Origin of the sequence: Pseudomonas sp. StFLB209 (assembly GCF_000829415.1) — a bacterium.
Lineage (GTDB): Bacteria > Pseudomonadota > Gammaproteobacteria > Pseudomonadales > Pseudomonadaceae > Aquipseudomonas.
Genome location: NZ_AP014637.1, coordinates 283,648 through 309,467, shown reverse-complemented (window position 1 = coordinate 309,467; position 25,820 = coordinate 283,648). Strand labels below are relative to the sequence as shown.

The window sequence follows — 25,820 nt, the reverse complement described above, 5'->3', positions numbered from 1 at the left end:
GAGATGTCCATGAACAAGACCCGTACCTTCACTGCCGCCCTGGCCGGCCTGACCCTGGGTGTGCTGAGCAGCCTGGTGCATGCCGATACTGCTGTTGAACAGAACTGGCCCAGCCGTCCGTTGACCTTGATCGTGCCGTTTCCGCCGGGCGGCGCGGCAGACACCGTCGGCCGTTACTACGCCGAACAATTGTCCACCTCACTGGGCCAGCCAGTGGTGGTCGAAAACAAACCCGGTGCCGGCACTGCCATTGCTGCCGAGTATGTGGCCAAGGCCAAACCTGATGGCTACACCTTGTCGCTGGCCACCGCCGGCCAGTTGACCATTCTGCCCAACCTGCAGAATGACCTGCGTTACGACTATCAGAAGGATTTCACCCCGGTGGCCGTAGTCGCCTCGGTGCCCAACGTGGTGGCGGTGAATGCCAGCAGCAAGATCAACAACCTGCAAGAGCTGATCAGCAACGCCAAGGCCCGCCCCGGCGCATTGAGTTATTCCTCCTGCGGCAACGGCACGCTGTGCCACCTGTCCGGAGAACTGCTGAAAAACCAGGCGCAGATCGACCTGCTGCATGTGCCCTACAAAGGCAGTGCTCCGGCGGTCACCGGGTTGCTGGGCGGGGAAGTGGACATCGCGGTCGACACCCTGACCGTGCTGGCGCCGCAGATCAAGGCCGGCAAACTCAAGGGTCTGGTGCTCAGCAGTGCCGAGCGTTCGCCGCTGCTGCCGGGCGTGCCCGGTGCCGTCGAGGCCGGCTTGCCAGGTTTCGTGGCTTCCGGCTGGTTCGGCGTGGTGCTGCCCAAGGACGCCCCGGCGCCGATCGTCGAGCGCCTGAGCAAGGCCATCGAAGTGATCGCCAATGCCCCGGCAACCGCCGAGCGTTTCACGCAGAACGGCATCAGCCTTGAAAAAAGCACCCCGGCCGGCTTTGCCAAGGTGATTGCCGATGACCATCAGCGCTGGGGCGAGGTGATTCGTGCGGCGAAGGTGAAAATCGAGTAAGGCAACCTGCTGGCTGCATTCAGGGCGCCTTTGGCAACGCCCTGATGTCCTCTGGCAATTGGGCCTCGATCAACCCGGCCTGCTCCTGCGCGTAGGTGATCTCACCTTCGGTCCAGTTGTCCCATTGCATTTCAATCACCGGCTCACCGCGGTGCAACGTTGCCCATGAGTGATCCAGCCCGCCACCCCTGATCAACGTCCAGCCATCGGCGGCCAGTTGATCGCGCAAGGCGATCCATCGGGCGCGCGGTACATCGCTGATCCTGATCAAGTGCGCCATGGCGAGGACCTACTGCGCAATCGCCAGCAGATCGACCTTCAGCTGGTACACCCCCACGGTGGTGCGCACATGCGCGCCTGCATCGCTCAGCGCCTGCAAGCCGGCTTCGTAACGCTGCTGTCTGATCATGGGCGGTAGTGCTCCTTTATTGGGCAGGGCAATGCGCTATCAGGTATTTGCAACTATGCTTGCCATGTCAGCTTGTCGTCCACTCTCAGGTTACCCTGATGCACTTCTCGACCAATTCCCTGCGCTACACAGGCTTGCGAGCCTTGAAGCGGTTTTGCGCAGCCTTGACGGTCGGCGTGCTCTGCCCATGGCAGACCCTGCTCGCGGCCCCGGCGGATATCTACCTGCTTGAGGCGCCGCCGCTGACCATGTCTGGCCCGGTTGGCCGCAGCGGCATTCTGGGCGACGTCTCGCAGAAGGCCGCCGCTCTGGCAGGCTATGAGCTGAACGTTCGATCCATGCCCTGGAACCGCGCGCAGCGTACGGTCCAGATGGGCGAGAACCTGCTGATCATCCCCCTGTCGCGCATCCCGTCGCGGGAAAACAGCTACACCTGGATCGTGCCGATCATGACCATGCAACGGGCGTTCTTCAGCCTCGATAAACGGGTGGAGAATTTCGACGAGGCCCGCCGCAGCTACCGGCGCATTGCCGTAGGGCTGGGCAGTGCCCAAGAGCAGATGCTGCGCGAACAAGGCTTCGCCGATGAGCAGATCTACCCGTTGAAAATCGGCGAGAACCCGGCGCAGATGCTCTTGCTGGGCCGGGTCGATGCCTGGTTCAACGGGGTGCCGGAAACCCGCTACATCTGGCGCGACGTGTCCAGTAGGCCATTGCTGATGAGCCCGCCGATGATGCCGACCAACCTGTACCTGGCCTGCTCGAAAAGCTGTGCCGAGCCGATGGTCCAGCGGCTGAAAAAGGCCGTCGAACGCTTGCGCGACGACGGCAGTATTGAGCGCATCATCGATAGCTACCTGCACGACTTGCCGGGTCCGCAAGCCAGCCGCCTGCCGTGACCGCCGTATCAGGAGGTCAGGGTGAAGCAGTGGTTATGGAAGCTGTACTCGAACAGCTCGCTGTAGCGGCCCCATTCGATGGCAACGTTCAAGACCCGCTCGGCCTGTTCTTCATCCATCCACTCTGCCAGCCTGCCAAGCACCACGGTTCTGGCCAGGCTGGCACCCGGTTCAAGATGCAGACGGTCCAGAATGAAATTCACCAGTGCAATGCGTCCCCGGCATTGACGGGCGAACAGATCCTGACGGCGTGCCTGGCGTGTGGTCAAGTATTGCCGCCCATGGCGGTCCAGGCGTAGATGACCATGGTCGATATGCGCCAGGCCCAGCAACGCCAAGGCTTCGCAGACCGGCAGCAATTCCTCGTCGGGCAGCCCGGTTTCGGCGGCCAGGGCCGGCAGGCTGGCAGTGCCGTTGAACGGCTCGGCAGCCAGGCGCTCCAGCACGCTTTCGAGCCGTGCGACATCAGCCTCAGGCAGCCTGTAGCTCAATGGCGCCGCCAACGGTGCGCTGCTGTCCGCTGTGTGAATCGCCGCTGACGGTTGAGTCATCAGCGCATAAACCTGCGCCACCAGGGCGCGCACCTGTGGCGAGTCGGCGTTGCGCGGGCGGGGCAGGTCGATGTGCAACTCAGAGCGCACCCGACCGGGGTCGCTGTCGAAGACCACAATACGGTCGGCCATCATTACGGTCTCTTCGATGTTGTGCGACACCACCAGCATGCAGCGTGTAGCCATGCGCCGTTCTTGCCAGAGTTCGAGTATGTCGTCGCGCAAGCTCTGCCCGGTCAGCACGTCCAGCGCCGAGAATGCCTCGTCCATCAGCAGCACCTGCGGATTGGTCACCAGTGCACGAGCAATGCCTACCCGCTGGCGCATGCCGCCAGACAGTTCGCGCGGCAGGGCACCGCTGAAACCGGCCAGGCCAATCATTTCCAGCGCGGCGCTGGCCAGCCGTTCGCGCTCGGCCGGCTTGACGCCCTGAGCTTCCAGGCCCAGTTCGACGTTCTGTTGCACGCTCAGCCAGGGAAACAGCGCGAACGACTGAAACACCATCGCGATGCCGTTGACCGGGCCGTAGATGGGGTGGCCCTGATAGTGAACCTGGCCCTGGTCGGCCTTTACCAGCCCGGCAATCACCCGTAGCAGGGTGGATTTGCCTGAGCCGGAGCGGCCCAGCAGGGCGACGATCTCACCGTCATGCAATGCCAGGTCCACGCCCTGGAGCACTGTGCGCGACGTGCCGTCGGCGGCCTTGAAGCCTTTGTTGACTGCTTTGAGTTCGATCAATGCCTTGGCTTTCATCACAGCCTCCTTCAACGACGGGTTGCGGCGCGCAGCAACAGCTGGCGCCAGACGAGACGGTTGAACACCATGACGTAGAGGCACATCACCCCGATGCCCAGGGCGATGCGATGAAAATCTCCGGCATCGGTCATTTGTTTGATGTAGCTGCCCAGCCCCTGGGCTTGCAGGGTGATGTCGCCCCAAGTCACGTATTCGGCCACGATACTGGCGTTCCACGAGCCGCCGCTGGCGGTCATCGCACCGGTCAGAAAGCTGGGGAACACCGCCGGCAGATACAGGCGTTTGCATTTCAGCCAGCCTGTCAGGCCCATGTTCTCGGCGGCCAGGCGCAGTTCATTGGGGATGCCGTTCGCTCCGGCCACCACGTTGAACAGGATGTACCACTGGGTGCCAAACACCATCAGCGGGCTGAGCCAGATATTCGGGTTCAGGTCCAGCCTGACCAGCAGAACGACCACCAGCGCAAATAGAAGGTTGACCGGGAATGCGGCCAGGAACTGCGCCAGTGCCTGGACCTTTTGCGAGTAGCGCGGGCGCAAGCCGATCCAGATCGACAGCGGTACCCAGACCAGCGAGGCGAGAATGATCAGCACGATGACCCGGGTGAGGGTCAGCAGCCCCAGCCAGAGCACGTGCAATACCTCGGCCCAGCCAACGGCCTGATGGATAAACAGGGTGAGGCCCCCCAGTGCGCCCAGGCTGATCAGGGCCAGCACAGCCTTGCCCACCTGTGACCACAGGCGTGGCACTGACAGGCGCCGACGCGGTGGCACCGAACCGTCGTGGCGCAATGCAAACCCGCCGGTCACCGCGTGCAGGGTCGCGGCCAGGCGCAGGCTGGCGGCTCGCAGCCAGTGGCTGCGCCGGCCCCACTCCAGCAGCCAGGAGCGCTGGGCGGTTTCGCCAGCGGTTTCTTCGAAACGAAATCGATCAGCCCAAGCCAGTAGCGGACGGAAGAACAACTGATCGTAAATGACGATGCCCAGCAGCATCGCGGCGATGGCCCAACCGATCGCCTGCTGATTGCTTTGTTCGATGGCTACGGCAATGTATGAGCCAATGCCCGGCAGCTTGATGTCCTGCCCGGCGACGGAGATGGCTTCGGCCGCCACCAGAAAGAACCAGCCACCGGACATCGACATCATCATGTTCCACAGCAGCCCAGGCATGGCGAATGGCAGTTCAAGCCGCCAGAAGCGCTGCCAGGGTGAGAGCCGGAAAACGCGTGCGGCTTCTTCCAGCTCACCGGGGATGTTGCGCAGCGACTGATAAAGACTCAGCGCCATGTTCCAGGCCTGGGAGGTGAAGATGGCAAAGATCGCCGCGCACTCCACACCCAGCAGGTTGCCGGGAAACAGGGCTATGAAAGGTGCGATAGCGATGGCCTGAAACCCCAGGATCGGCACTGACTGCAGTACATCCAGCAACGGGATCATGATCTTTTCTGCTGCACGATAGCGGGCGGCAAGCGCGGCGAAGGCAAAGGCGAACAGCAGCGAAATCCCCAGCGCGATGAACATACGCAGCATCGTGCGCAGCAGGTAATAGGGCAGCTCGGTCGGGTCCAGTGATACCGGTGTGGCTTCACCGACTACAAACGGTCGACTCATCTGCATGGCGCCCCAGGCGAGCAGAACAATCAGCGCCAGGACCAATGGCAGCATAAGCCAGTCCCAACGATTGGGTGCAACGTGACCCAGGCGCAAGGCCTGTTGGCGAATGGAAAATGGCATTCGACTTACCTCGGCCCGGCCGCGCCGGCAGGCAAGTCGCGTACGAGGCTCAGCCCGGCATGCGGCTCAACCGACCGGCCCGTTGCGGGCACTGTCGTGTGTCTGTGTTGATCGCGCGCCCGGCCTTTCGCAAAAGGGCCGGGGCGCGACTACCGGGATAACTGTCCATGGCTCTCGTCAAAGTAGTTACAGGATGTTTCGGTAAGGCCTGCGCTTTATACGCCGCTCTGGCAGGCCGTTCCATGAACTGGCGCTGAACGTGAAGGGGGTTTCACCGTCAGCGCCGCCAACCGTGACGCTCAGTACTTCCAGCTCACCGAAGCCATGACATTGCGCGGCGCGCCATAGTTGGTGGACCCGGCGGTCTGGTACAGCGACAACAAGTACTTCTGATCGAACAGGTTGTTGAGGTTCAGCGACGTGCTCCAGTGTTCGCCGAAGTCGTAGCTGGCCATCAGGTCGACCAAGGTGTAGGCGTCCTGGCTTACGCGGCTGTTGGAATCGGCCTCGGTTGCGCTCTGCCATTGCACGCGGCTGCCGACTTTGGCTTGTGGCAGGTTCGGCAGACGCCAGGTCAGGCTGGCGCGCAGGGTGTGGTTGGGCACGTAGCGGCGCGCCTTGTCGCCATTGTTGTCTTCGATGCGCACCCAGGTATAGCCGCCAGCCAGCTCCAGGCCGGGCAGTGCTTCGCCGTGGGCTTCGAGTTCCACGCCATGGCTCTTGAAGTCCACGCCCCGATAGGCGTACTGGCCGCCGATGATTTCGCCGGTGGTCTCGGCGACGTTCTGCTGGTCGGTCTTGAACACTGCGCCAGTCAGGCTCAGGCGGTCGTCGAACAGGCTGCCTTTGATGCCCAGCTCAGTGCTTTTGCCTTCAAGCGGTTCGATCACGCCGCCGGCGGTGCTGCGCAGGTACTGCGGCTTGAAGATTTCGGTCCAGCTGGCGTACAGGCTCCACTGCGCAGTCAGGTCGTAGACCACCCCGGTGTAAGGCGTGACCTTGCCATGCACCCGGGTGTCGTGCGGCGAGCCGTAGCCCATGCCGTCACCGTCGGCGCTGAGCATTCGTGCACCGGCAATCCAGTGCAGGTCATCGCTCAGGCTGAAGCGTGCCCCGGCATACACACTCTTTTGTCGGTCGGTGAACAGCTGGGTGTTGAGGCTATCGGTATAGGTGAACGGCGGCTTCACCACGCGGCCGGCCAGAGCGTCGGTCAAACTGGCCATGATGTAGCCCGAGGCGTCCTGGTAGTGTCCGGTTTCGTCGTGACGGCTGCGGCCGTAGTTGGCGCCCAGGGTCAGCTCGTGCTCGCGGCCGAACAGATTGAACGGCCCGGCCAGTTGCAGTTCGCCGGTCAGCTGATGCTCGGTACTGGTGGTGCGGTTGACGTAGGCGAACACGTCAGTGGCGGTGGCGGGGATGGCATAGAGCATCTGGGTGTCCTGATGCTGGTTCACCCCGGTGACAGTGAGGGTACTTTTCCAGCCCCCGTCGAACTCATGGATCCACTCGGCGAAGGCGCGCTGGGTGTGGATGTTCCAGTAGCTCCAGGGCTGGCCGATGCTTGAGCTACGGCTGCTGTAGTGAATGCGATTGCCGGCGTAGTCGGCAATCGGCAGTGCGCCCCAGGTGCTGCCATTGGAATTGCTCTTCTGGTCCGAGTAACCCACGGTCAGGGTATCGGCCGCCGACAGGTCGAAGGCCAGCAGTCCGGCGGCCAGGTTGATCTCATGGCTGTAGCGGTCCAGATAAGAGTTGCCCTTGTCGTGGGCATAGATAAAGCGCCCGCGCACTTTGCCGTTTTCACTGAGCGGGCCGCTGACATCGAAGTCCAGGCGGCGGTTGTCCCACGAACCGACACTGCTGTTGATCTGCGCCTGGAAGGTTTCGGTCGGCCGTTTGCGCACCGCATTGACCGTGGCAGACGGGTTACCCGCGCCGCTCATCAGGCCGTTGGCGCCGTGCAACACGTCGATCTGCTCGAACTCGGCCAGGTCCTGGTCACCGAGTAATACACCGGACGAGAAGGGCATGCCCATGCCGTCGTACTCGAAGTTGTCGATGATAAAGCCGCGCGAGGTGAATGCCGTACGATCGGTCTCAAATTGCTCCACGGTGACGGTCGGCGCACTGCGCAGCGCATCCTTGACGCTGGTCAGCTTGAAGTCATCGATCTGCTGGCGGGTCACGGTACTGATCGCCTGCGGTGTTTCGCGGTTGCTCAGGCCCAGCCGCGTGGTGCTGGCCGCCGGGGTGCGGCGGGCGATCACTTCATCGGCTGTGGCGCCCTGGCGGTTGGCATCGATCACCGTCGCATCCAGGGTCAGGCCGTCACGGTTGAGCGGCTGCACACTCAGTGCTCCGCTGGCAGTTACCAGCAAGGCCAGCCCGCTGCCCTGCAAGCTCTGGCGGACCGCCTCCTGGCTGCTGAACTGGCCACGCAGTGCCCGCGCCTGACGACCTTCGACATCGGCAGGCACGAACAGCACCTGACGACCACTGACCTGGCCGATGCTGATCAGCGTTCTGGCCAACGGCCCGGCCTCGATATTGAAGTCGTACAGCGCGTCACTGGCGAAGCTGCTGGCACTGGCCAGGCAACCGCTGAGTACCAGCGGGAAGAGGGTATTCAAATGCATGAAAGAGACTCGGCAAAGGACGGTGCGGGACGCGCAAAACGCGTGACTGCCTGGTATGTGACGCGAGCCTGGAAAATTTTCAGGGGTGATGTGAAAAAACTTTTCGCTCTCAGGGCTGCACCCTGTGGGAGGCAAGCTCTGCTGGCGACAGCCTCAACCCCTACGCCCGGTCGATCCGCGTCCACAACCCCAGATAACTGTCGATGCGCAGTGGCAGCACATCCTTGAGCGCCGCCAGCGCACTGTGGCTGTCATCCAGGGTAAATACCCCGGAAATCCTTAGTCCGGCAGCGCCATCAGACACCTGCAACAGCCCATGGTGATAAGGCTTGAGGTGTTCGATCACCTCGCCCAGCGACTGGTTATGCACCTCCAGCAAACCGCTGATCCAGCTGCGCTGATGGGTGTGCTGCGGCGTAATTGGCTGCCAGCGCTGACCGTCGAAGGCCAGGCCCTGGCCTGCACTCAGGTGTTGACGTTGCTGCGGCGTGCGCCATTCCAGCTCGCCGCTCATGGCCCACACCTGGGCTTGATTACCCTGCCGCGACAACAGGCAACTGCCGCCGTCCAGCCACGCTTCACCCCAAGGGCAGGCGAGTACGAACGGTCGGGCTGGCGCCGCCTCCTTGCTGACCTCAGCCAGCACCGCGCCGCGCAGCAACTGCACACGCCGCTGGCTGGCATTGAAGTTCAGGTCCACCGCGCTTTCGGCATTGAGCAGCAGGGTCGAGCCGTCGTCGAGATGGAACGTGCGACGTTCGGCAGTGCCGGTGCGCAGGTCACTGCCCCAGCGCTCGTGCAGCGGCCCGCCGCGCCAGCTCAGCAGATGCGCAGCCACTGCCAGACCGCCAAGCCCCAGCGCGCCGCGCAGCAAGCGTCGCCGCGAGTGACCGCTAGCACGCAAGGCCCGCGCCGTGCCAGGCTGTTGCGCCAGCGGTGTCAGGGTGCGATTGAGTTGCTGCTGCAAGCTCTGCCAGGCCTGCTGATGACTGGCATCGGCGTCCAGCCAGCTTTGCCACTGACGTTGCGCGGCCTCATCGAAACTGCCCGATGCCCGCCTTGCGTACCATTCAATTGCCTGGCTGACCGCCGGCGGCAACCCGCTCACGGCGCCGCCCGATAACAGGCGGTCAGCCCCTGAACCATGTACTGATGCACGCGGGTGACCGACACACCCAATTCAGCGGCGATCTGCGCATAGGTCAGGCCGTCGAGCTGGCTATAGAGAAAGGCTGCCCGCGCTTTGGACGACAACCCGTCGAGCAACCGGTCGACCTCCAGCAGCGCCTCCATCACCAGCCAGTGTTCCTGCGGCGATGGCGCGAGCGGTTCTGGCTGTTCGGCCAAGGCCTGCAGATACGCCTGCTCGATATCGTTGCGCCGCCAGCGGGCGAAGATCAGCCGCTTGCCGATGGTGCTCAACAGCGCCCGTGGCTCGCGGATGCTCTGCGGGTCGGGCATCTCCACCACCTGAGCGAAGGTCTCGGCGGCCAGATCGGCAGCGTCTTCGCGGCAGCGCAGGCGCAAGCGCAACCGGTCGAGCAACCAGCTGTGATGGTCGCCGAACAGGCGATGGAGGACTTGCTGACGCGTATCGGCGGGAGGAGCAATCACGGCGGAGATGACCATGGCGAATGACAACTATTCGCAATGGTGGCGATGTTGTAGCGATATTGCAAGGTGAAGCTTGTCTCACCCGGCGCGCAGGAGCGGATTTATCCGCGAAGCCCTTTGTCGCCAGATGAGCCTCCCGCAGAGGTATGAAGTGTGCCCCTGTGGGAGGGAACTGCTCACGCCGGATACCTCAGGGCACCTTCACCAACACCGGCTGCTGCACATACAACTCACCAAACAACTGCTTGAGGTTCATCACCTTGGGCAGGTCGTTGACCACGATGTAGCCGTTGTTCGGGTGGTTGGTCAGGTAGTTCTGGTGGTAGTCCTCGGCGGGGTAAAAAGCAGTCAGCGGTTCCAGGCGGGTGACGATGGGCTTGGCATAGACATGGGCAGCGTCGAGCTGCTTGATGTAGTCCTGGGCCACGGCCTTTTGTTCGTCGTTGTGCACGAAGATCGCCGAGCGGTATTGGGTGCCCCGGTCCGGGCCCTGGCGGTCGAGCTGGGTCGGGTCGTGGGCCACCGAGAAGAACACCTGCAGCAGCTTGCCGTAGCTGATTTGCTGCGGGTCGTAGCTGATCTGCACCGCTTCGGCATGCCCGGTGTCGCCGCTGCCGACTTGCTCATAGTGCGCGGTATTGGCGCTGCCGCCGGCATAGCCGGACACCGCCTGGGTCACGCCGTGCAGGTGCTGGAACACCCCCTGCACACCCCAGAAACAGCCGCCGGCAAACACCGCAGTGGCTGTCGAAGCCGTACTGCTCAGGTCATGGGCCGGTGCGGGAATCACTACGGCATCTTCCGCGGCCATTGAGCAGGCGCTGATCTGGATAAAGGCCAGGCCGGCGAGGGCTTGTAAGGTAAAGCGTTTGATCATTCGCATGGTGGTGGTCTCAGCCGAAGGTGAAGGCGTAGGCATGCACGCCGGGGTCGAGGAACTCGATATCGAAGCTGTGTTCGGCGGCGTCGCCGGGCACGCGCAATAACTGGTAGAGGCGCTGTTCGTTCACCGTGCCGTTACCATCGGCATCGATGTCCACTCCGTGGGCCTCGCCCGGAGTTTTGCCGTCGATGCTGACCTTGAAGCGTACCGGCTTGCCGTCGGCAGACGGGCCGAGCACCAGATGCAGGTCGCGGGCCTTGAAGCGGTAGGCGATATGCCCGCCGGCCTGGGCCAACACGGCTTCTTGTTCGTTGATTTGCCATGCGCCGCTCAGGCCCCAGTCGTTGAGCTTGAGGCTGCCTGGCAGGTTGTAGCTGGCCACACGGTCTTGGCGGGCGCCACCGGGCGAGACAAAGTGTTGGGCGCGGTCGTAGCCCAGGTAGGTTTCCGGCGAGCGAATGCCCTGGGTGGCGGCTTGTTGAGCACCGCTGGCAGCGACCTTGACCATGCCGCTGGCAACGTCGTGCTGCCCGGCTTCGCGCAGCAACTGCTGGATGACCCGCTCGGACTCGTCGTAACGGCCCTCGCCAAAGTGGTGGTAACGGATCTTGCCCTGGCCATCGATGAAGTAATGCGCCGGCCAGTATTGATTGTTGAAGCCTTTCCAGATGGCGAAGTCGTTGTCGATGGCCACCGGGTAGGTGATGCCAAGGTCACGGCTGGCTTTTTTGACGTTGTCGATGTCACGCTCGAAGGCGAACTCCGGGGCATGCACGCCAATCACCACCAGACCCTGGTCGCGGTATTTCTCGGCCCAGGCTTTGACGTAGGGCAGGCTGCGCAGGCAGTTGATGCACGAGTAGGTCCAGAAATCGACCAGCACCACTTTGCCTTTCAGTGCTTCGGCGCTCAGCACCACTTTGCCTTTCAGTGCTTCGGCGCTCAGCGGCGGTGAGTTGAGCCACTGCACCGCGCCGTCGAGGGCGGGCAGGTTACCTTCCACCGGCAGTTCGCCGCTGTGGCTGTCGGTGGCGCGCATCATCATTGCGCCGTCGTCTTGCTGGCCGGTCAAGCGATCTACCAGATGTTGTTCCAGCCCAGCCGTGGTCGCGGTCGACAAACGGGTCAGCAGGCCGGTGTCGAGCCCCGAAGCAATGGCCGCCACCCCGACCAGCATGACTGCGCCAAGCCCACGGCGCAGCCATTCACCGGCACCCAGGCCGCGCTTCATGGCCTCGAACAGCTTGCCGCCCACCAGCAGGGCCAGGCCCAGCGAGGTGGCGGCACCGGCGGCGTAGGCCAGCAACAGCAAGCTGCTGCCGATGTTGGCGCCTTGCAGCGCGGCGCCGGTGAGTACCAGGCCCAGAATGGGACCAGCGCAGGGCGCCCACAGCAGGCCGGTGGCGATGCCGATCAGCAATGAGGTGCCAGCGCGTGGCTGCTGGTCGTGACCTGCAGCTGCGTTAAGACGATTGCCTGCTGCCACCAGTGGCCGGGTCAGGCGTTCGGCCAGTTGCGGCAGCAGCAGGGTCAGGGCGAACAGGGTGATGAACGCCAGCGCCAGCCAGCGACCATATTGGTTCAGACGCACCACCCAGGCCCCGCCGACCGCCGCCAGGGTAGCGACCAGAGCGAAGGTCAGGGCCATGCCGGCCAGCAATGGCAGGCCATTGCGCAGCAACGGCCGCCCGCCACGGGCAAACACAAAGGGCAGCACTGGCAGGATGCACGGGCTGAGGATGGTCAGCAGGCCGCCCAGGTAGGCGAGTGTCAGCAATAGCATGGGGTTGTCCTCAAGCCGGCGTGAAAGTCATGGCGGCGCCATTGATGCAATAGCGCAGACCGGTAGGGCGCGGGCCGTCATCGAACACATGACCCAGGTGGCCGCCGCAGCGCCGGCAATGCACTGAAATGCGCAACATGCCGTAGCTGCGGTCGGTGTGTTGCCCCACGGCGTTGTCCAGCGGTTGCCAGAAACTCGGCCAGCCGGTGTGACTGTCAAACTTGGTGGCGGACGAAAACAGCGGTAACTGGCAACCGGCACAGGCAAAAGTGCCTGCGCGGTGCTCGTTATTGAGCGGGCTACTGTAAGAGCGTTCGGTGCCTTCCTGGCGCAGGATGCGGTATTGCTCGGCGGTCAGCCGTTGGCGCCACTCAGCGTCGCTATGGCTGACCTCGAAGCTGCCGATGTCGTCATCTGCGACATTCAGAACCTGACTGTCGGCCAGCCGTGGCAGCACGGCAAAGGCGGTGGCGGCGACCCCGAATGAGCCGGCGCTGAGCAGTAGTTTTCGTCTTGAGAGCATGGTGGTCTCCTGTGCGCTACGGCCAATTTTTTGATGGACTCAGGCTACGCCCCGGCGCTTCGCCGAATCCTCACGCAGAGTTAAACAATTCGTGATAACTGCACGGGCAGCGCTGTGTGAGAATGACCAGCGAATCGATACCGGAGGGGCTAGCGCAATGGAGCAGGTCAAACGCGTGCTGGTGGTGGAAGACGACGAACACATCGCCGAGCTGATCTGCCTGCACCTGCGCGATGAGCGGTTCGAGGTGGTACACAGCGCCGATGGCGAACAGGGCCTGCGCCTGCTGGAGCAAGGCGGCTGGGACGCCTTGATCCTCGACCTGATGCTGCCTGGGGTCGATGGCCTGGAAATCTGCCGCCGCGCCCGGGCCATGACCCGCTACACGCCGATCATCATCACCAGCGCGCGCTCCAGTGAAATGCACCGCATTCTCGGCCTGGAACTGGGCGCTGACGACTATCTGGCCAAGCCGTTCTCGATGATGGAACTGGTCGCGCGGGTCAAGGCGTTGCTGCGCCGGGTCGAGGCGCTGGCGAACAATCTGCGCCTGGACAGCGGCGGCCTGGAGATCGCCGGTTTACGCATCGACCCCATTACCCGTGAAGCGACACTTGATGCTCGAAGCCTGGACCTCACGCCACGGGAGTTCGATTTGCTGTACTTTTTCGCCCGTCAGCCGGGCAAGGTGTTCTCGCGCATGGAGCTGCTCGATGCTGTGTGGGGCTACAGCCATGACGGCTATGAGCACACGGTCAATACCCACATCAACCGCCTGCGCGCCAAGATCGAAGCCGACCCCGCCAGCCCTGCGCGGATCCTCACCGTTTGGGGGCGCGGTTATAAATTCGCAGCCGCCGGTGAAGCCTGATGTTTTCGCTTAGCCTGACCCGCCGCCTGGCACTGGTGTTCGCCGTGCTGCTGCTGGTGTGCAGCGGCACCTCGATCTGGCTGCAAGTGCGCTCCAGCCGCATGCATGAGCTGGAAGTGGTGCAAGGGCTGTCCCGCGACCTGGCCCGCCATATTGCCAGCGATACGCAACTGATGGACGCCAACGGCCTGATGCCCGGCGCGGTGCGCGAGCTGTTCAGCCAATTGATGCTGGTCAACCCCAGCGTTGAGGTGTACCTGCTGGACATCGACGGGCGCATCATCGGCGACGCCGCGCCCCGCGACCGTTTGCTGCGCGACCAGGTCGATCTGGCACCGATCAAGCGCTTCATCGCCGGTGAGCCGCTGCCGATCGTTGGTGATGACCCGCGCAGCCTCGATGCCCGCAAGGTGTTCAGCGTTGCGCCGCTGATGGTCGCCGGTCAGCGGGCCGGCTTTCTCTACGTGGTGCTGCTCGGTGAAGCGCATGACCGGTTTGCCGCCCGAGGTGCCACCAGCGAGGCCTTGAGCACGGCGGTGTGGGCCATCGGCCTGATCGCCGCGCTGTGCCTGCTGGCCGGCCTTGCGGCATTTGCCTGGATCACCCGGCCGTTGCGCCGCCTGACCACTGCGCTGGAACGCTTCGATATCGACGCCAGCGCCGAGCCGCCAGCCGTGCCCGAAGCGCGCCCGCGCAACGATGAAATCGGCGCTCTGGAGCGTACCTTTGCGCAGATGCAACAGCGCCTGGCCGAACAGCTGCGTGCCCTCAATCGCCAGGAACAGGAACGCCGCGAACTGGTGGCCAATATCTCCCACGACCTGCGCACCCCGCTGGCTTCACTGCATGGCTACCTGGAAGTGTTGTCGGTTAAAGGTGAACGCCTGAGCCCGCAAGAACGCCGCCGCTACCTGGGCATCGCCCTGGACCAGAGCCACAAGGTCGGCGGCCTGGCCCAGGCACTGCTGGAACTGGTGCGTCTGGAACACGGCTTCGTCAAACCGGTGATCGAACGCTTCTCGGCAGCGGACTTGCTGCAGGACGTATTGCAGAAATTCGAACTCACTGCTGCGACCAAGGGCATCACCCTGGAGGCCAAGATGCCCCGCAGTGTGCCGGACGTGTATGCCGATCTCGGCCTGATCGAGCGGGTGCTGACCAACCTGCTCGACAACGCCCTGCGCCATACCCCGCAGGGCGGCAGCGTAACCCTGCAACTGGAGCCGACCGCAGAACAACTGAACTTCATCGTTGCCGACAGCGGACCGGGAATTGCCCCAGAGCTACGCGAGGGGCTGTTTCTGCGCCCGTTTACCATCGGCGGTGCGCGGCGTGATGGCGGCCTGGGGTTGCGGATCGTCTATCAGATTCTGCAACTGCATGGCGCCGGGATCGAACTGCTGGACGTGCCGGGGCAGGGCGCGGTGTTTCGTTTCGGCTTGAGCCTGCGCGGCTAGCCGTGCGCGGCGGGTCAATGCACCCGGGTACTTACCACTTCACCGGTGGCGGCATCTTCCAGCCAGATTTCCAGCCGGCTGACGCCCACGTATTTGGAGCGGGCAATGACCTTCTGGCCCGCTTTGGCGTTGAATTTCAGGTCGGTGAACATGAAATGCAGCGGCAGCCGGTATTCCAGCTGGATGGTGTAAGTCCCCGGTTGCAGCACGGCACGTTGCGGAGAGTCGTTCTTGTAGTAGTAGGTGGAGAAGGGGATGTTGCCGACCTTCTTGTCGTTGATTCTGATGATGTTCAGATTCGGCCGATCATCCAGAAGGCTGCGCTGCTCGCGGGTGGCCCAGGTCTCGGTTTCGAGCACGGTGTAACGCGACTCGTCGACCGGTTTGTCACCCTCGACATTGGAGTAGTCGGGCATCTGCGCGCAGCCATGCAAAAACAGCAGCGCCAGAACTGGCAGAACGATTTTTTTCATCTTTTAGAACCTGTTATCACCCGGAAAGATTTGCACGATTGCCGTGCCAGGGTGGGGCGGCGCTGTGCAGAACCTGAGCCCTGCGTGGCATCGTCGTCGGCCTTCGACCTGCCAGGGCGAGGTTGGTTCATGCACGCCGCATCAGATGACTCAGACCACCATCACCACCTGCCGGGCCATCGCATAGCGGTTCTTGCCGTCGCTCTTGGCGTCGTACAGCGCCTGGTCGGCGCGATGCATCAGGCTCAGCAGCGATTCTTGCGGTTGGTGATCGGCCAGGCCGATGCTGATCGAGAGGGACAGGTCGCACACCTGAGCCGAGTTGACCGCCGCGACAATGGTGCGGGCCAGCGCCTGCGCCTGGGGCGGCATCCGCGACCTGCGCGGCCACGGCAAACTCTTCGCCGCCCATGCGTGCGTAGTTATTCCCATGGCTATGCTCGCGCAGGATTGCGGCCACCGCGATCAGCACCTGATCGCCCACGTCATGGCCGAAGCCGTCATTGACCTTTTTGAAGTCGTCGATATCGAGCATCAGGAAAAACAGCGGTGCGGCGCTCGTTGCGTCTGTCAGGGTCGTGCCGAGGCGGTCCATGAACGCCCGGCGGTTGGGCAGCCCGGTCAAGGTGTCCTTGTAGGCCATTTGACATCCTCCCCGGCCTGAAGACCAGAGATTCCTACGGCGCTCAGGCGCGGCATCGAGCCGCCCGCGAGTCGCTTCGGTAGGTTCCTGCTGCTGGCGCCATGACCTCTGCGCTCACTTCACAGGCTAACCGGGCGTGTCCCGCCCTTAGTACATTGATCGCGCCGACCACATCGGCGTTGCCTTCAAAACCACATCCCACGCACCTGAACAGCGCCTGCGTCTGGCGGTTGGCCGCCGACACATGGCCGCAACTAGGGCACGTGCGGCTGGTATTTTGCGGCGGCACGGCAATCAGCCAGCCGCCGCGCCACGCCAGCTTTTAGTCCAGTTGGCGGCGGAACTCGAACCAGCCCTGATCGAGGATGGTCCTGTTCAGGCCAGACTTGGCCCGAACGTTTCTTCCCGGCGCCTCGGCCGTGCCTGCCGCCGACCTGGACATATTGCGTACCTGCAAGTCCTCGATACACACCATCGCGTGGTTTTGGCTGATCGTGGTGGAGCACTTGTGCAGATAGTCGCGACGATCACTGCCTTGTCAGTCGTAACTACGGATTAACGTGTCAGTGCAGCCATTCCGATGCACCGGCTCATGGCAGTTGCGGGCCAGAACAGTCGATGATTCTGGCCCGCAGCCAAGTGTAGGCATTATGCCTGCGTTCGCGCGAAAAACCTCTGATCGCCCGGCGCAGCGCCCGGCCTGTCTGAATAGCCATTACCATAGCGGCCATTGCAGGGCGTCACATTGAGGGCAGTATTTGCCGGTCAACAGAACTTCGCGCCCTTTTTGGACACAGATAGATTGTGACCATATTATTGATCGGTCACCTAACGGTCTTTCGAGTCATCATGGAGTCAAGCTGCGCACATGAATGAAAATACCCCCCCAGCGCCTACCCGCGGCCCCCTTGATCACAGTGTCCGCGATCAGGTCATCGAGGCGGCAGGCCGCCATTTCGCGCATTACGGCTATGAGAAGACCACGGTGTCGGACCTTGCCAAGGCCATCGGTTTTTCCAAGGCCTACATCTATAAGTTTTTCGACTCAAAGCAGGCCATCGGCCAGGTGATCTGCGCCAACCGTCTGGCGATGATCATGCAGGCCATTGAGGCTGCGACTGCCGGTGCCTCGTCTGCCTCGGAGCGCTTGAGGTGCCTGTTCCGGACGCTTTGCGAAGCGGGCAGCGACCTGTTTTTCCATGACCGCAAGCTTTACGACATTGCTGCTGTTGCATCACGTGAGCAGTGGCCGTCGGTGCTTGAACATGAAGCGCGAATTCGCGCAATTATCCAGCAGATCGTGGTTGATGGCCGCGAAGCCGGCGAATTTGAGCGCAAGACCCCGCTGGATGATGTGGTCAGCGCGATCTGTCTGGTCATGCGTCCCTACATCAACCCTGCACAACTGCAATACAACCTCGACGCTACCGGTGAAGCGACCGTGCAATTGCCGGCCATGATCTTGCGTAGCCTGGCGCCGTAAATAATAAGTGACCATTGACAATATTGGTCACTAGTAAAAGAATGTGGGTCTCGTATTGCTCTTGAGTAAGGGATCCCATGCGCCTCAAATCTCTCCTGCTTGTCGGTTGCGTGCTGCCCGTCCTGTTGACGGCGTGTGGCGATCCAGCGGTCAGCGACGATCCGCGTACCCAGCCGCCGCTGGTCCGGGCTGCAACGGTGACGCGCGCCGTTGAGACAAATCGCTCGTTCAGCGGTGTGGTGGTCGCACGTACCCAGAGTGACCTGGGTTTTCGTGTGTCAGGCAAGGTGCTGGAGCGGCTGGTCGATACCGGGCAAACGGTCAAGCGTGGTCAGCCGCTGCTGCGCCTTGATCCTGTGGATCTCCAGCTCCAGGCGCGAGCGCAGCTCGAAGCGGTCGCCTCGGCCAGCGCACTTGCCAGGCAGACGGCCCAGGACGAGGTGCGCTATCGCCGGCTGGTTGCCGCAGGCGCCGTTTCGGCATCCACTTACGACCAGAGCAAGGCGGCTGCCGACGCGGCTCGGGCACAGCTCAGTGCCGCGCAAGCCCAGGCCGATGTGGCGCGTAATGCAACCAGCTACGCGGTGCTGCTGGCTGACGCTGACGGCGTGGTGGTCGAGACTCTGGCCGAACCGGGGCAGGTGGTCAGCGCCGGGCAAACGGTGGTCCGGCTGGCACGGGCCGGGCAACGTGAGGCGATTGTCTATTTGCCCGAGACGCTGCGCCCGGCCACCGGCTCGACGGCGCAGGCGTCGCTGTACGGCAGCCGTGACCCGGCGCTGCCTGCAACCCTGCGGCTGCTGTCTGCGGCGGCCGATGCCACCACCCGTACCTTCGAAGCCCGCTATGTGCTGCAGGGCGCGCTGGCCCAGGCGCCGCTCGGGGCGACCGTCACACTCGATATCGCCCAGGACTCGCCCGGCAGCGGCGCAGTGCAGGTGCCGATTGCGGCCCTTTACGATCCCGGCAGTGGTCCCGGCGTTTGGCTGATTGCCGGTGAGCCGACCAAGGTGGCCTGGCGTAACGTGCAGGTGCTGGCTGTTGGCGACGACACGGCGCGTGTCGTCGGCCAGCTCGCGGTGGGAGAGCAGGTCGTGGCGTTGGGTGCGCACCTGCTGCATGACGGTGAGTCGGTCCGGCGTGAGTCGCTCGACGCCAACCGGGTTGCCGGGAGCCAGCCATGAGCGCAGGGCGTTTCAATCTGTCTGCTTTGGCGGTGCGCGAGCGCGCGGTCACCCTGTTCGTCATCGTGCTGATTGCCGGGGCCGGAATTCTCGCGTTCTTGCAGTTGGGGCGTGCCGAGGATCCGCCCTTTACCGTAAAGCAACTGACCATCATCAGTGCCTGGCCCGGCGCGACGGCGCAGCAGATGCAGGATCTGGTGGCCGAGCCGCTGGAAAAGCGCATGCAGGAGCTCAAGTGGTACGACCGCAGTGAAACCTACACCCGTGCAGGGCTGGCGTTCACCATGGTCTCGCTACTCGACAGCACCCCTCCCGGGCAAGTCCAGGAAGAGTTTTATCAGGCGCGCAAGAAGCTGGGCGACGAGGCGCGAAATCTGCCGGCAGGTGTCATCGGTCCGATGATCAACGACGAGTTTGCTGACGTGACGTTCGCGTTGTTCGCCCTGAAAGCCAAAGGTGAGCCGCCGCGCCAGCTTGTGCGTGATGCCGAGGCACTGCGCCAGCGGCTGTTGCACGTCCCTGGCGTGAAGAAGGTCAACATCATCGGTGAGCAGGCCGAGCGCATTTTCGTGTCGTTTTCCCATGAGCGGCTGGCCACGCTGGGTATTGCGCCGCAGGCGATCTTTGCGGCGCTCAATAACCAGAATGCGCTGACCCCCGCCGGCTCGATCGAAACCGGCGGGCCGCAGGTGATCGTGCGTCTGGAGGGGGCGTTCGACAAGCTGGAGACCATTCGCAGCACGCCAGTGGTGGTCAACGGGCGGACCTTGAAGTTGTCCGATGTGGCGACGGTTGAACGGGGTTACGAAGACCCCGCGACATTGCTGGTCCGTAACGGCGGCGAGCCGGCGTTGTTGCTCGGTATCGTGATGCGTGATGGCTGGAACGGGCTGGACCTTGGCAAGGCGCTGGACGCGGAAACGGCGCAGATCAACGCCGCTATGCCACTGGGCATGACCCTGGCCAAGGTCACTGATCAGTCGGTGAACATCAGCTCGTCGGTCAACGAGTTCATGGTCAAGTTCGTGGTCGCCTTGCTGGTGGTCATGCTGGTCTGCTTTATCAGCATGGGCTGGCGCGTTGGCGTGGTGGTCGCGGCAGCTGTGCCTTTGACCCTGGCGGTGGTGTTCGTGGTCATGGCTGCCACGGGCAAGAACTTTGACCGCATTACCCTGGGCTCGCTGATTCTGGCGCTGGGTTTGCTGGTCGACGACGCGATCATCGCCATCGAGATGATGGTCGTGAAAATGGAGGAGGGCTATGACCGTCTCAAGGCCTCGGCCTACGCCTGGAGCCATACCGCAGCGCCGATGCTGTCCGGCACGCTGGTCACCGCCATCGGCTTCATGCCCAACGGTTTTGCTCACTCCACGGCCGGTGAATACACCAGCAACATGTTCTGGATCGTGGGCATCGGCCTGATCGCGTCCTGGCTGGTCGCGGTGGCCTTCACGCCGTATCTGGGTGTCAAGCTGCTGCCGGAGATCAAACAGGTTGCCGGCGGTCATGCGGCCATCTATGACACCCGCCACTACAACCGTTTTCGTCGGCTGCTGAGCAGGGTCATCGCAGGTAAATGGTCGGTCGCGGGGGCGGTGATCGTTGCGTTCATCGTTGCGCTGCTGGGTATGGGGCTGGTGAAAAAGCAGTTCTTCCCGACCTCCGACCGCCCCGAGGTGCTGGTTGAGGTACAGATGCCGTACGGCACTTCCATCGAACAGACCCATGCCACCGCGATCAAGGTCGAGTCGTGGCTGCGCGAGCAGCAAGAGGCGCAGATCGTCACCACCTATGTCGGCCAGGGACCGCCGCGTTTCTATTTGGCGATGGCCCCGGAACTGCCTGACCCGTCCTTTGCCAAGCTTGTGGTGCTGACCGACAGCCAGGCTGCGCGTGATGCGCTCAAGCAGCGCCTGCGTGCCGCAGTGGCCGACGGTCTGGCGCCGCAGGCGCGGGTGCGGGTCACGCAACTGGTGTTCGGTCCGTACTCGCCGTTCCCGGTCGCTTATCGGGTGATGGGGCCTGACCCGCAGCAACTGCGCCTGATCGCCACTCAGGTGCAGGGCGTGCTGCAGGCCAGCCCGATGATGAGAACCGTCAACAGCGACTGGGGCGCGCGGGTGCCGACCCTGCATTTCGCGCTGGATCAGGATCGCCTGCAAGCATTCGGCCTGACCTCCAGTAGCGTTGCCCAACAACTGCAGTTTCTGTTGTCCGGGGTGGCGGTCAGCGCGGTGCGCGAAGACATTCGCTCTGTGCAACTGTTGGCGCGGGCCGCCGGTGATATCCGCCTCGATCCTGCGAAGATCGCCGGTTTCACCTTGGTCGGTGCGGCCGGCCAGCGCATTGCGCTGTCGCAGGTCGGCGAGGTCGAGGTGCGCATGGAAGAGCCCGTGCTGCGCCGCCGTGACCGCACCCCGACCATTACCGTGCGCGGCGACATTGCCGAGGGTCTGCAACCGCCGGATGTCTCGGCGCTGATCTGGAACGACCTGCAGCCGGTCATCGCGACTCTGCCGCCGGGCTACCGGATCGAAATGGCCGGTTCCATCGAAGAGTCGCTCAAGGCCAGCAAGGCCATCGCGCCGCTGCTGCCGATCATGCTCGCCCTGACCTTGCTGATCATCATTGTTCAGGTGCGCTCGATGGCGGCGATGGTCATGGTGTTTCTTACCGCGCCGCTGGGCCTGATCGGTGTGGTGCCGACCCTGCTGCTGTTTCAGCAGCCATTCGGGATCAACGCACTGGTCGGGCTGATCGCCCTCTCAGGCATCCTGATGCGCAACACCTTGATCCTGATCGGCCAGATCCATCACAACCAACAGGAAGGTCTCGACCCGTTCAATTCGGTGGTCGAGGCCACCGTGCAGCGCGCCCGACCGGTGTTGCTGACGGCGCTGGCCGCGATCCTGGCTTTTGTGCCACTGACCCAGTCGGTGTTCTGGGGCACGCTGGCCTACACCCTGATCGGCGGCACGCTGGTCGGTACGCTGATGACCCTGGTGTTTCTCCCGGCGATGTATGCGATCGCTTTCAAGATTCACTCTCCTCGCAGCAAGACTCAACTCACTACCTGAACCGGGGGCAACCTAGATGACACATTCAGCAGCGACACCCATGACCCATTCTCAGAGTGGCAAACGTATCGTGGTCACCGGCACCGGCATCGTCGGCCCGCTTGGCTGCGGGGTAGAGCGGGTCTGGCAACGGCTGCTCGAAGGCCAGTCGGGTATCGACAAGCTGGCGGATGAGATTACTGCCGGCACCGGGGTCGCGGTTGGCGGTCAGGTGCCGAGCCTTGCGCAAGACCCCCTGGGCGGCTATCAGCCCGAGCAGGTGATCCCGGCCAAAGAACGCAAGAAGATGGACCGCTTTATCGAGTTCGCCCTGATCGCGGCCCATGAGGCACTGGAGCAGGCCGACTGGCACCCGGTCAGCGAAGCGCAGCAGCAACGCACCGCCACCATCATCGCCTCGGGCGTAGGCGGCTTCGGGGCCATGGCCGAGGCGGTGCGCACCACCGATGGCCGCGGGCCAAAACGGTTGTCACCGTTCACCGCGCCGTCGTTTCTCGCCAATATGGCCGCCGGGCATGTGTCTATCCGCCATGGTTTCAAAGGACCGCTGGGCGCGCCGGTCACCGCCTGTGCGGCGGGGGTGCAGGCCATCGGTGACGCGGCACGGCTGATCCGCAGCGGCGAAGCTGATATCGCGATATGTGGCGGCACCGAGGCGGCGATTGATCGGGTCACCCTCGGCTGTTTTGCTGCGGCGCGGGCGTTGTCTACCGCGCCTGCCGAAGATGCCCGGCGCGCATCACGGCCGTTCGACCAGGCGCGTGACGGTTTCGTCATGGCCGAGGGCGCGGGGTTGCTGGTCATCGAGTCGCTGGAACATGCCCTGGCCCGTGGTGCTACGCCCTTGGCCGAGCTGGTGGGTTACGGCACCAGCGCTGACGCCTGGCATCTGACCGCCGGCCCTGAAGATGGCAGCGGGGCGTGGCGCGCCATGCAGCAAGCGCTGCAACAGGCCGGGGTGAGCGTCGACGAGGTGCAGCACATTAATGCCCATGCGACCTCGACACCGGTCGGCGACAAGGGCGAACTGGCGGCGATTCGGGCGCTGTTCGGCACCGATTCCAAGGTGGCGATCAGTTCCACCAAGTCCGCCACCGGCCACTTGCTGGGCGCTGCCGGCGGTATCGAGGCGATCTTCACGGTGCTGGCGTTGCGTGACCAGATCGTCCCGCCGACCCTTAACCTCGACCACCCTGATGACGCCGCCACCGGCCTTGATGTGGTCGCCTGTCACGCCCGGCCGATGGCGTTGACCCATGCATTGTCAAATGGCTTTGGCTTTGGCGGGGTCAATGCCAGTGTGCTGTTTCGCCATTGGCAGGCTCAGTCATGAAAACGCAAAGCGAGGTTGCGGCGGTGCAGCAGGGGCCTGCGCTAAACGGTAAAGTCGTGGCCTTGCTGGCCGGCTTGTCGGCCATCAGCGTGCTGTCGACCAATATCATCCTCCCGGCCTTTGCGCAGATTGGCCAGGAGCTGGGCGTCTCTGCACGAGAGCTGGGCCTGACCTTGTCGAGCTTCTTCATCACCTTTGCGCTGGCGCAGTTGCTGGTCGGGCCACTGGCCGATCGGTTTGGCCGCCTGCCTCTGGTGCTCGGTGGTCTGGCGTTGTTTGTGGTCGGCACGCTGGTTGCCGGCCTGGCCGGCTCGTTTGACGTGCTGATTGCCGGGCGGGTGATTCAGGCCCTCGGAGCGTGCGCCGCCGCAGTGCTGGCACGAGCCATCGCCCGCGACCTGTTCGAGGGCGAGACCCTGGCCCGGGCGTTGTCGCTGACCATGATCGCCACCGCGACCGCTCCCGGTTTTTCGCCGTTGCTCGGCAGCCTGCTGAGCAACACGCTGGGCTGGCGGACGATCTTTATCATGGTCGGCATCGCCGCGCTGATCATCGCGCTCAGCTATGCACGCGGTCTTGGCGAAACACTGCCGGTGCAGCGCCGTGTGGCGTTGCCAGCGGCCCAGGTGCTGGGCGCCTACGGCGGGTTGCTTGGTAACCCTGCGTTTATCTTGCCGGCGGCCGCGATGAGCCTGTTGATGAGCGGCCTGTTCGCCAGCTTCGGCGCCTCCCCGGCAATTTTGATGGACGGCATGGGCTTGTCCTCGCTACAGACCGGGTTGTATTTCGCGGCCACGGTATTTGTCGTCTTCGCCGCCGGCCTGGCTGCGCCACGGCTGGCCGGGCGCTTTGGCAGCCGCACCATTACCGCCTCGGGGCTGGCCACAGCGTTATTGGCCGGATGCCTGCTGTGGCTTGGCCCGAGGGATCCGGGGCTGGGCTGGTATTCACTGTCGATGGTGATCTTCCTGTGGGGCATGGGCCTGGCCAATCCATTGGGCACCGCGCTTACCCTGAGCCCGTTTGGCAAACAGGCCGGCCTGGCTTCTGCACTGCTGGGCTTTCTGACCATGACGGCGGCGGCCTTTACGACCTGGCTGGGGTCGGTGCTGGAATTTGCCCCGGTGGTTACTTTGGGGGCGATCCAGGCCACTGCTTGCCTGATCGCGCTGTTGTTGTTCGGCTTGAACAGGCGCTGTGTCGAGCCGTGATCGTCACGTGACGCGGGGAGTGAAAGATTTGTTTTGTGAAATACTTTGAAACAACTGTGACGCTACTGTGGTCAATAGCGCATAGCCATTACTAGCCAGCCCTGCATGAAAACACCCAGACCCGCTGATCGTCTGCCGCACCTCAATCAACTGCGTAACCTGAAAATGGCCCGCTCTGCCCATGCCTTCGTGCGGGGCAGCACCGTGCATTTTTACGAGTGGCTGCATAGCCAGCCGGGGCGGCGTCTGCCCAGCGGCCCGGCGGTATGGATCTGCGGGGATTGCCATGCCGGTAATCTGGGGCCGACTGGTGATCTGAAGGGTGGCATCGATGTGCATATCCGCGACCTGGACCAGGCCGTGGTCGGCAACCCTGTGCATGACCTGGTGCGTCTGGCACTGTCGCTTGCCACCGCCGCACGTGGCTCCGACCTGCCGGGGGTGACCACCGCGCGGATGCTCGAAGAAATGGTCCGTGGCTACGAACTGGCCTTTGAAACCAGCCTGGAGCGCGAGCCGCCACGCCCGGCGCAGGTCAAGGCCGGTATGCGCAGCGCCGTGCAGCGTACCTGGAAGCATCTGGCCAAAGAGCGCATCGAGGGCGCGCGCTTGACCCTGCCATTGGGCAAGCATTTCTGGAAACTCAGCAAAGCCGAGCGTCAAGCCATTGAGCTGCTGTGCGTGACCCCTGAAATCCACGCCTTGGTCACCTCACTTAAAGGCCGCAGCCATGCCAGTGAAGTTGAACTGCTCGACTGCGCCTATTGGGTCAAGGGTTGCAGCTCGTTGGGGCTGCGCCGTTATGCGGTGCTGCTGAGTGTGGACGACGGTGATGGCGTGGATTATTGCCTGCTGGACATCAAGCAAGCCGTAGCGGCCGCTGCGCCGCGTGCCGCCCGGGTCGGGATGCCGCGTGATAACGGCAAACGGGTGGTCGAGGGTGCCCGGCAGTTATCACCGGGGCTGGGTAACCGGATGTTGGCGGTGCGGTTGCTGGAGCATTCGTTTTTCATCCGTGAACTGCTGCCCCAAGACCTCAAACTGGAACTGGATCAACTTGATTCGCGCCAGGCCATGGAGGCGGCCGGTTACCTGGCGCGGGTGGTCGGTCAGGCGCATGCCCGGCAGATGGACCTCGCCACCCGGCTGGAGTGGATGGATGTGCTGCAAAGCAACCGTACCCGCAGCCTGGATGCGCCGTCATGGTTATGGAGCAGCGTGGTGCAACTGGTTGGCGCGCATGAAATGGGCTATCTGGCGCATTGTCGGCGTTATGCTTTGGAGCATGACTAAGGC

At 63.3% G+C, this 25,820-nt stretch carries 21 protein-coding genes and 2 pseudogenes; 10 read left to right on the top strand and 13 right to left on the bottom strand.

The window, feature by feature from the left end; translation table 11 throughout:
* The first annotated feature begins 9 nt into the window (after window positions 1–9).
* A complete protein-coding gene (locus PSCI_RS01355; RefSeq protein WP_045481812.1) occupies window positions 10–1,002 on the top strand; it encodes a Bug family tripartite tricarboxylate transporter substrate binding protein in 993 nt (330 codons plus the stop codon).
* A 19-nt stretch (window positions 1,003–1,021) separates the two neighbouring features.
* Here the strand turns inward: PSCI_RS01355 and PSCI_RS01350 are convergent, their stop codons facing one another.
* Entirely contained in the window at window positions 1,022–1,282 is a 261-nt protein-coding gene (locus tag PSCI_RS01350; RefSeq protein ID WP_045481810.1) for a hypothetical protein, read from the bottom strand.
* A gap of 227 nt (window positions 1,283–1,509) precedes the next feature.
* Between PSCI_RS01350 and PSCI_RS01345 the strand changes: the two genes are divergently transcribed.
* Window positions 1,510–2,310: a substrate-binding periplasmic protein gene (locus PSCI_RS01345; protein ID WP_052483336.1), complete on the top strand. Its 801-nt coding sequence runs from the start codon at window positions 1,510–1,512 to the stop codon at window positions 2,308–2,310.
* Window positions 2,311–2,318: 8 nt separating this feature from the next.
* Here the strand turns inward: PSCI_RS01345 and PSCI_RS01340 are convergent, their stop codons facing one another.
* The 8 genes from PSCI_RS01340 to msrB form a co-directional block, all read right to left on the bottom strand.
* Complete coding sequence (locus PSCI_RS01340) at window positions 2,319–3,614, bottom strand: ABC transporter ATP-binding protein (protein ID WP_045481808.1); 1,296 nt, start codon at window positions 3,612–3,614, stop codon at window positions 2,319–2,321.
* An 11-nt stretch (window positions 3,615–3,625) separates the two neighbouring features.
* Window positions 3,626–5,350 (bottom strand): ABC transporter permease, encoded by a 1,725-nt coding sequence (locus PSCI_RS01335; RefSeq protein WP_045481806.1) that lies wholly within the window; start codon window positions 5,348–5,350, stop codon window positions 3,626–3,628.
* Between the two features lie 299 nt (window positions 5,351–5,649).
* Entirely contained in the window at window positions 5,650–7,989 is a 2,340-nt protein-coding gene (locus PSCI_RS01330; RefSeq protein WP_084709818.1) for a TonB-dependent siderophore receptor, read from the bottom strand.
* A 160-nt stretch (window positions 7,990–8,149) separates the two neighbouring features.
* Complete coding sequence (locus PSCI_RS01325; RefSeq protein WP_045481803.1) at window positions 8,150–9,097, bottom strand: FecR domain-containing protein; 948 nt, start codon at window positions 9,095–9,097, stop codon at window positions 8,150–8,152.
* Window positions 9,094–9,618 (bottom strand): sigma-70 family RNA polymerase sigma factor, encoded by a 525-nt coding sequence (locus tag PSCI_RS01320; RefSeq protein WP_045481800.1) that lies wholly within the window; start codon window positions 9,616–9,618, stop codon window positions 9,094–9,096. The genes PSCI_RS01325 and PSCI_RS01320 overlap by 4 nt, the downstream gene beginning before the upstream one ends.
* A 175-nt stretch (window positions 9,619–9,793) precedes the next feature.
* The gene (msrA, locus tag PSCI_RS01315; protein WP_045481797.1) at window positions 9,794–10,486 is read right to left on the bottom strand and encodes a peptide-methionine (S)-S-oxide reductase MsrA; all 693 of its coding nucleotides are present in this window, start codon (window positions 10,484–10,486) and stop codon (window positions 9,794–9,796) included.
* A 10-nt stretch (window positions 10,487–10,496) separates the two neighbouring features.
* Window positions 10,497–12,269: a cytochrome c biogenesis protein DipZ gene (locus tag PSCI_RS01310; protein ID WP_045481794.1), complete on the bottom strand. Its 1,773-nt coding sequence runs from the start codon at window positions 12,267–12,269 to the stop codon at window positions 10,497–10,499.
* 10 nt (window positions 12,270–12,279) lie between these two features.
* Window positions 12,280–12,792, bottom strand: coding sequence for a peptide-methionine (R)-S-oxide reductase MsrB (msrB, locus tag PSCI_RS01305; RefSeq protein WP_045481791.1), 513 nt, complete (start codon window positions 12,790–12,792; stop codon window positions 12,280–12,282).
* 157 nt (window positions 12,793–12,949) lie between these two features.
* On the opposite strand from msrB, the gene PSCI_RS01300 reads away from it, so the two are divergent.
* Both PSCI_RS01300 and PSCI_RS01295 read left to right on the top strand, forming a co-directional pair.
* The gene (locus PSCI_RS01300) at window positions 12,950–13,663 is read left to right on the top strand and encodes a response regulator transcription factor (RefSeq protein WP_045481788.1); all 714 of its coding nucleotides are present in this window, start codon (window positions 12,950–12,952) and stop codon (window positions 13,661–13,663) included.
* Window positions 13,663–15,120 carry a HAMP domain-containing sensor histidine kinase gene (locus tag PSCI_RS01295; RefSeq protein WP_045481785.1) on the top strand — a complete coding sequence of 486 codons (1,458 nt, stop codon included), beginning with the start codon at window positions 13,663–13,665 and terminating at the stop codon, window positions 15,118–15,120. The genes PSCI_RS01300 and PSCI_RS01295 overlap by 1 nt, the downstream gene beginning before the upstream one ends.
* Window positions 15,121–15,134: 14 nt before the next feature.
* Here the strand turns inward: PSCI_RS01295 and PSCI_RS01290 are convergent, their stop codons facing one another.
* From PSCI_RS01290 to PSCI_RS01280, 4 genes and pseudogenes are all read right to left on the bottom strand, one after another.
* Window positions 15,135–15,593, bottom strand: coding sequence for a hypothetical protein (locus PSCI_RS01290; protein ID WP_045481782.1), 459 nt, complete (start codon window positions 15,591–15,593; stop codon window positions 15,135–15,137).
* Window positions 15,594–15,743: 150 nt separating this feature from the next.
* Entirely contained in the window at window positions 15,744–15,965 is a 222-nt protein-coding gene (locus tag PSCI_RS29955; RefSeq protein ID WP_052483334.1) for a diguanylate cyclase domain-containing protein, read from the bottom strand.
* Window positions 15,966–16,032: 67 nt separating this feature from the next.
* Window positions 16,033–16,188: pseudogene (locus PSCI_RS30085) on the bottom strand (diguanylate cyclase domain-containing protein); the annotation flags it as partial.
* A gap of 91 nt (window positions 16,189–16,279) precedes the next feature.
* A pseudogene (locus tag PSCI_RS01280) lies at window positions 16,280–16,771 on the bottom strand (RNA-guided endonuclease InsQ/TnpB family protein); the annotation flags it as partial.
* Between the two features lie 333 nt (window positions 16,772–17,104).
* On the opposite strand from PSCI_RS01280, the gene PSCI_RS01275 reads away from it, so the two are divergent.
* The 6 genes from PSCI_RS01275 (at window position 17,105) to PSCI_RS01250 (ending at window position 25,817) form a co-directional block, all read left to right on the top strand.
* Entirely contained in the window at window positions 17,105–17,719 is a 615-nt protein-coding gene (locus PSCI_RS01275) for a TetR/AcrR family transcriptional regulator (protein ID WP_045481779.1), read from the top strand.
* Window positions 17,720–17,796: 77 nt separating this feature from the next.
* The gene (locus tag PSCI_RS01270) at window positions 17,797–18,903 is read left to right on the top strand and encodes an efflux RND transporter periplasmic adaptor subunit (RefSeq protein ID WP_045481776.1); all 1,107 of its coding nucleotides are present in this window, start codon (window positions 17,797–17,799) and stop codon (window positions 18,901–18,903) included.
* Complete coding sequence (locus tag PSCI_RS01265) at window positions 18,900–21,980, top strand: efflux RND transporter permease subunit (protein ID WP_045481773.1); 3,081 nt, start codon at window positions 18,900–18,902, stop codon at window positions 21,978–21,980. The genes PSCI_RS01270 and PSCI_RS01265 overlap by 4 nt, the downstream gene beginning before the upstream one ends.
* A 40-nt stretch (window positions 21,981–22,020) precedes the next feature.
* Window positions 22,021–23,313: a beta-ketoacyl-ACP synthase II gene (fabF, locus tag PSCI_RS01260; protein WP_045481770.1), complete on the top strand. Its 1,293-nt coding sequence runs from the start codon at window positions 22,021–22,023 to the stop codon at window positions 23,311–23,313.
* Window positions 23,310–24,524, top strand: a complete 1,215-nt coding sequence (locus PSCI_RS01255) for a multidrug effflux MFS transporter (protein ID WP_045481767.1) — start codon at window positions 23,310–23,312, stop codon at window positions 24,522–24,524. Before fabF ends, PSCI_RS01255 begins: the two co-directional genes overlap by 4 nt.
* A gap of 105 nt (window positions 24,525–24,629) precedes the next feature.
* The gene (locus PSCI_RS01250) at window positions 24,630–25,817 is read left to right on the top strand and encodes a DUF2252 family protein (protein ID WP_045481764.1); all 1,188 of its coding nucleotides are present in this window, start codon (window positions 24,630–24,632) and stop codon (window positions 25,815–25,817) included.
* The last annotated feature ends 3 nt before the right edge of the window (window positions 25,818–25,820 follow it).

Coding starts and splice junctions, on each gene's coding strand:
- PSCI_RS01345 (WP_052483336.1), top strand. CDS start 1,510: ATGCACTTCTCGACCAATTCCCTGCGCTACACAGGCTTGCGAGCCTTG.
- PSCI_RS01300 (WP_045481788.1), top strand. CDS start 12,950: ATGGAGCAGGTCAAACGCGTGCTGGTGGTGGAAGACGACGAACACATC.
- PSCI_RS01350 (WP_045481810.1), bottom strand. CDS start 1,282: ATGGCGCACTTGATCAGGATCAGCGATGTACCGCGCGCCCGATGGATC.
- PSCI_RS01330 (WP_084709818.1), bottom strand. CDS start 7,989: ATGCATTTGAATACCCTCTTCCCGCTGGTACTCAGCGGTTGCCTGGCC.
- PSCI_RS01270 (WP_045481776.1), top strand. CDS start 17,797: ATGCGCCTCAAATCTCTCCTGCTTGTCGGTTGCGTGCTGCCCGTCCTG.
- PSCI_RS01265 (WP_045481773.1), top strand. CDS start 18,900: ATGAGCGCAGGGCGTTTCAATCTGTCTGCTTTGGCGGTGCGCGAGCGC.
- PSCI_RS01335 (WP_045481806.1), bottom strand. CDS start 5,350: ATGCCATTTTCCATTCGCCAACAGGCCTTGCGCCTGGGTCACGTTGCA.
- PSCI_RS29955 (WP_052483334.1), bottom strand. CDS start 15,965: ATGCCGCCCCAGGCGCAGGCGCTGGCCCGCACCATTGTCGCGGCGGTC.
- msrA (WP_045481797.1), bottom strand. CDS start 10,486: ATGCGAATGATCAAACGCTTTACCTTACAAGCCCTCGCCGGCCTGGCC.
- PSCI_RS01295 (WP_045481785.1), top strand. CDS start 13,663: ATGTTTTCGCTTAGCCTGACCCGCCGCCTGGCACTGGTGTTCGCCGTG.
- PSCI_RS01250 (WP_045481764.1), top strand. CDS start 24,630: ATGAAAACACCCAGACCCGCTGATCGTCTGCCGCACCTCAATCAACTG.
- PSCI_RS01275 (WP_045481779.1), top strand. CDS start 17,105: ATGAATGAAAATACCCCCCCAGCGCCTACCCGCGGCCCCCTTGATCAC.
- fabF (WP_045481770.1), top strand. CDS start 22,021: ATGACCCATTCTCAGAGTGGCAAACGTATCGTGGTCACCGGCACCGGC.
- PSCI_RS01340 (WP_045481808.1), bottom strand. CDS start 3,614: ATGAAAGCCAAGGCATTGATCGAACTCAAAGCAGTCAACAAAGGCTTC.
- PSCI_RS01290 (WP_045481782.1), bottom strand. CDS start 15,593: ATGAAAAAAATCGTTCTGCCAGTTCTGGCGCTGCTGTTTTTGCATGGC.
- PSCI_RS01310 (WP_045481794.1), bottom strand. CDS start 12,269: ATGCTATTGCTGACACTCGCCTACCTGGGCGGCCTGCTGACCATCCTC.
- PSCI_RS01355 (WP_045481812.1), top strand. CDS start 10: ATGAACAAGACCCGTACCTTCACTGCCGCCCTGGCCGGCCTGACCCTG.
- PSCI_RS01320 (WP_045481800.1), bottom strand. CDS start 9,618: ATGGTCATCTCCGCCGTGATTGCTCCTCCCGCCGATACGCGTCAGCAA.
- PSCI_RS01255 (WP_045481767.1), top strand. CDS start 23,310: ATGAAAACGCAAAGCGAGGTTGCGGCGGTGCAGCAGGGGCCTGCGCTA.
- msrB (WP_045481791.1), bottom strand. CDS start 12,792: ATGCTCTCAAGACGAAAACTACTGCTCAGCGCCGGCTCATTCGGGGTC.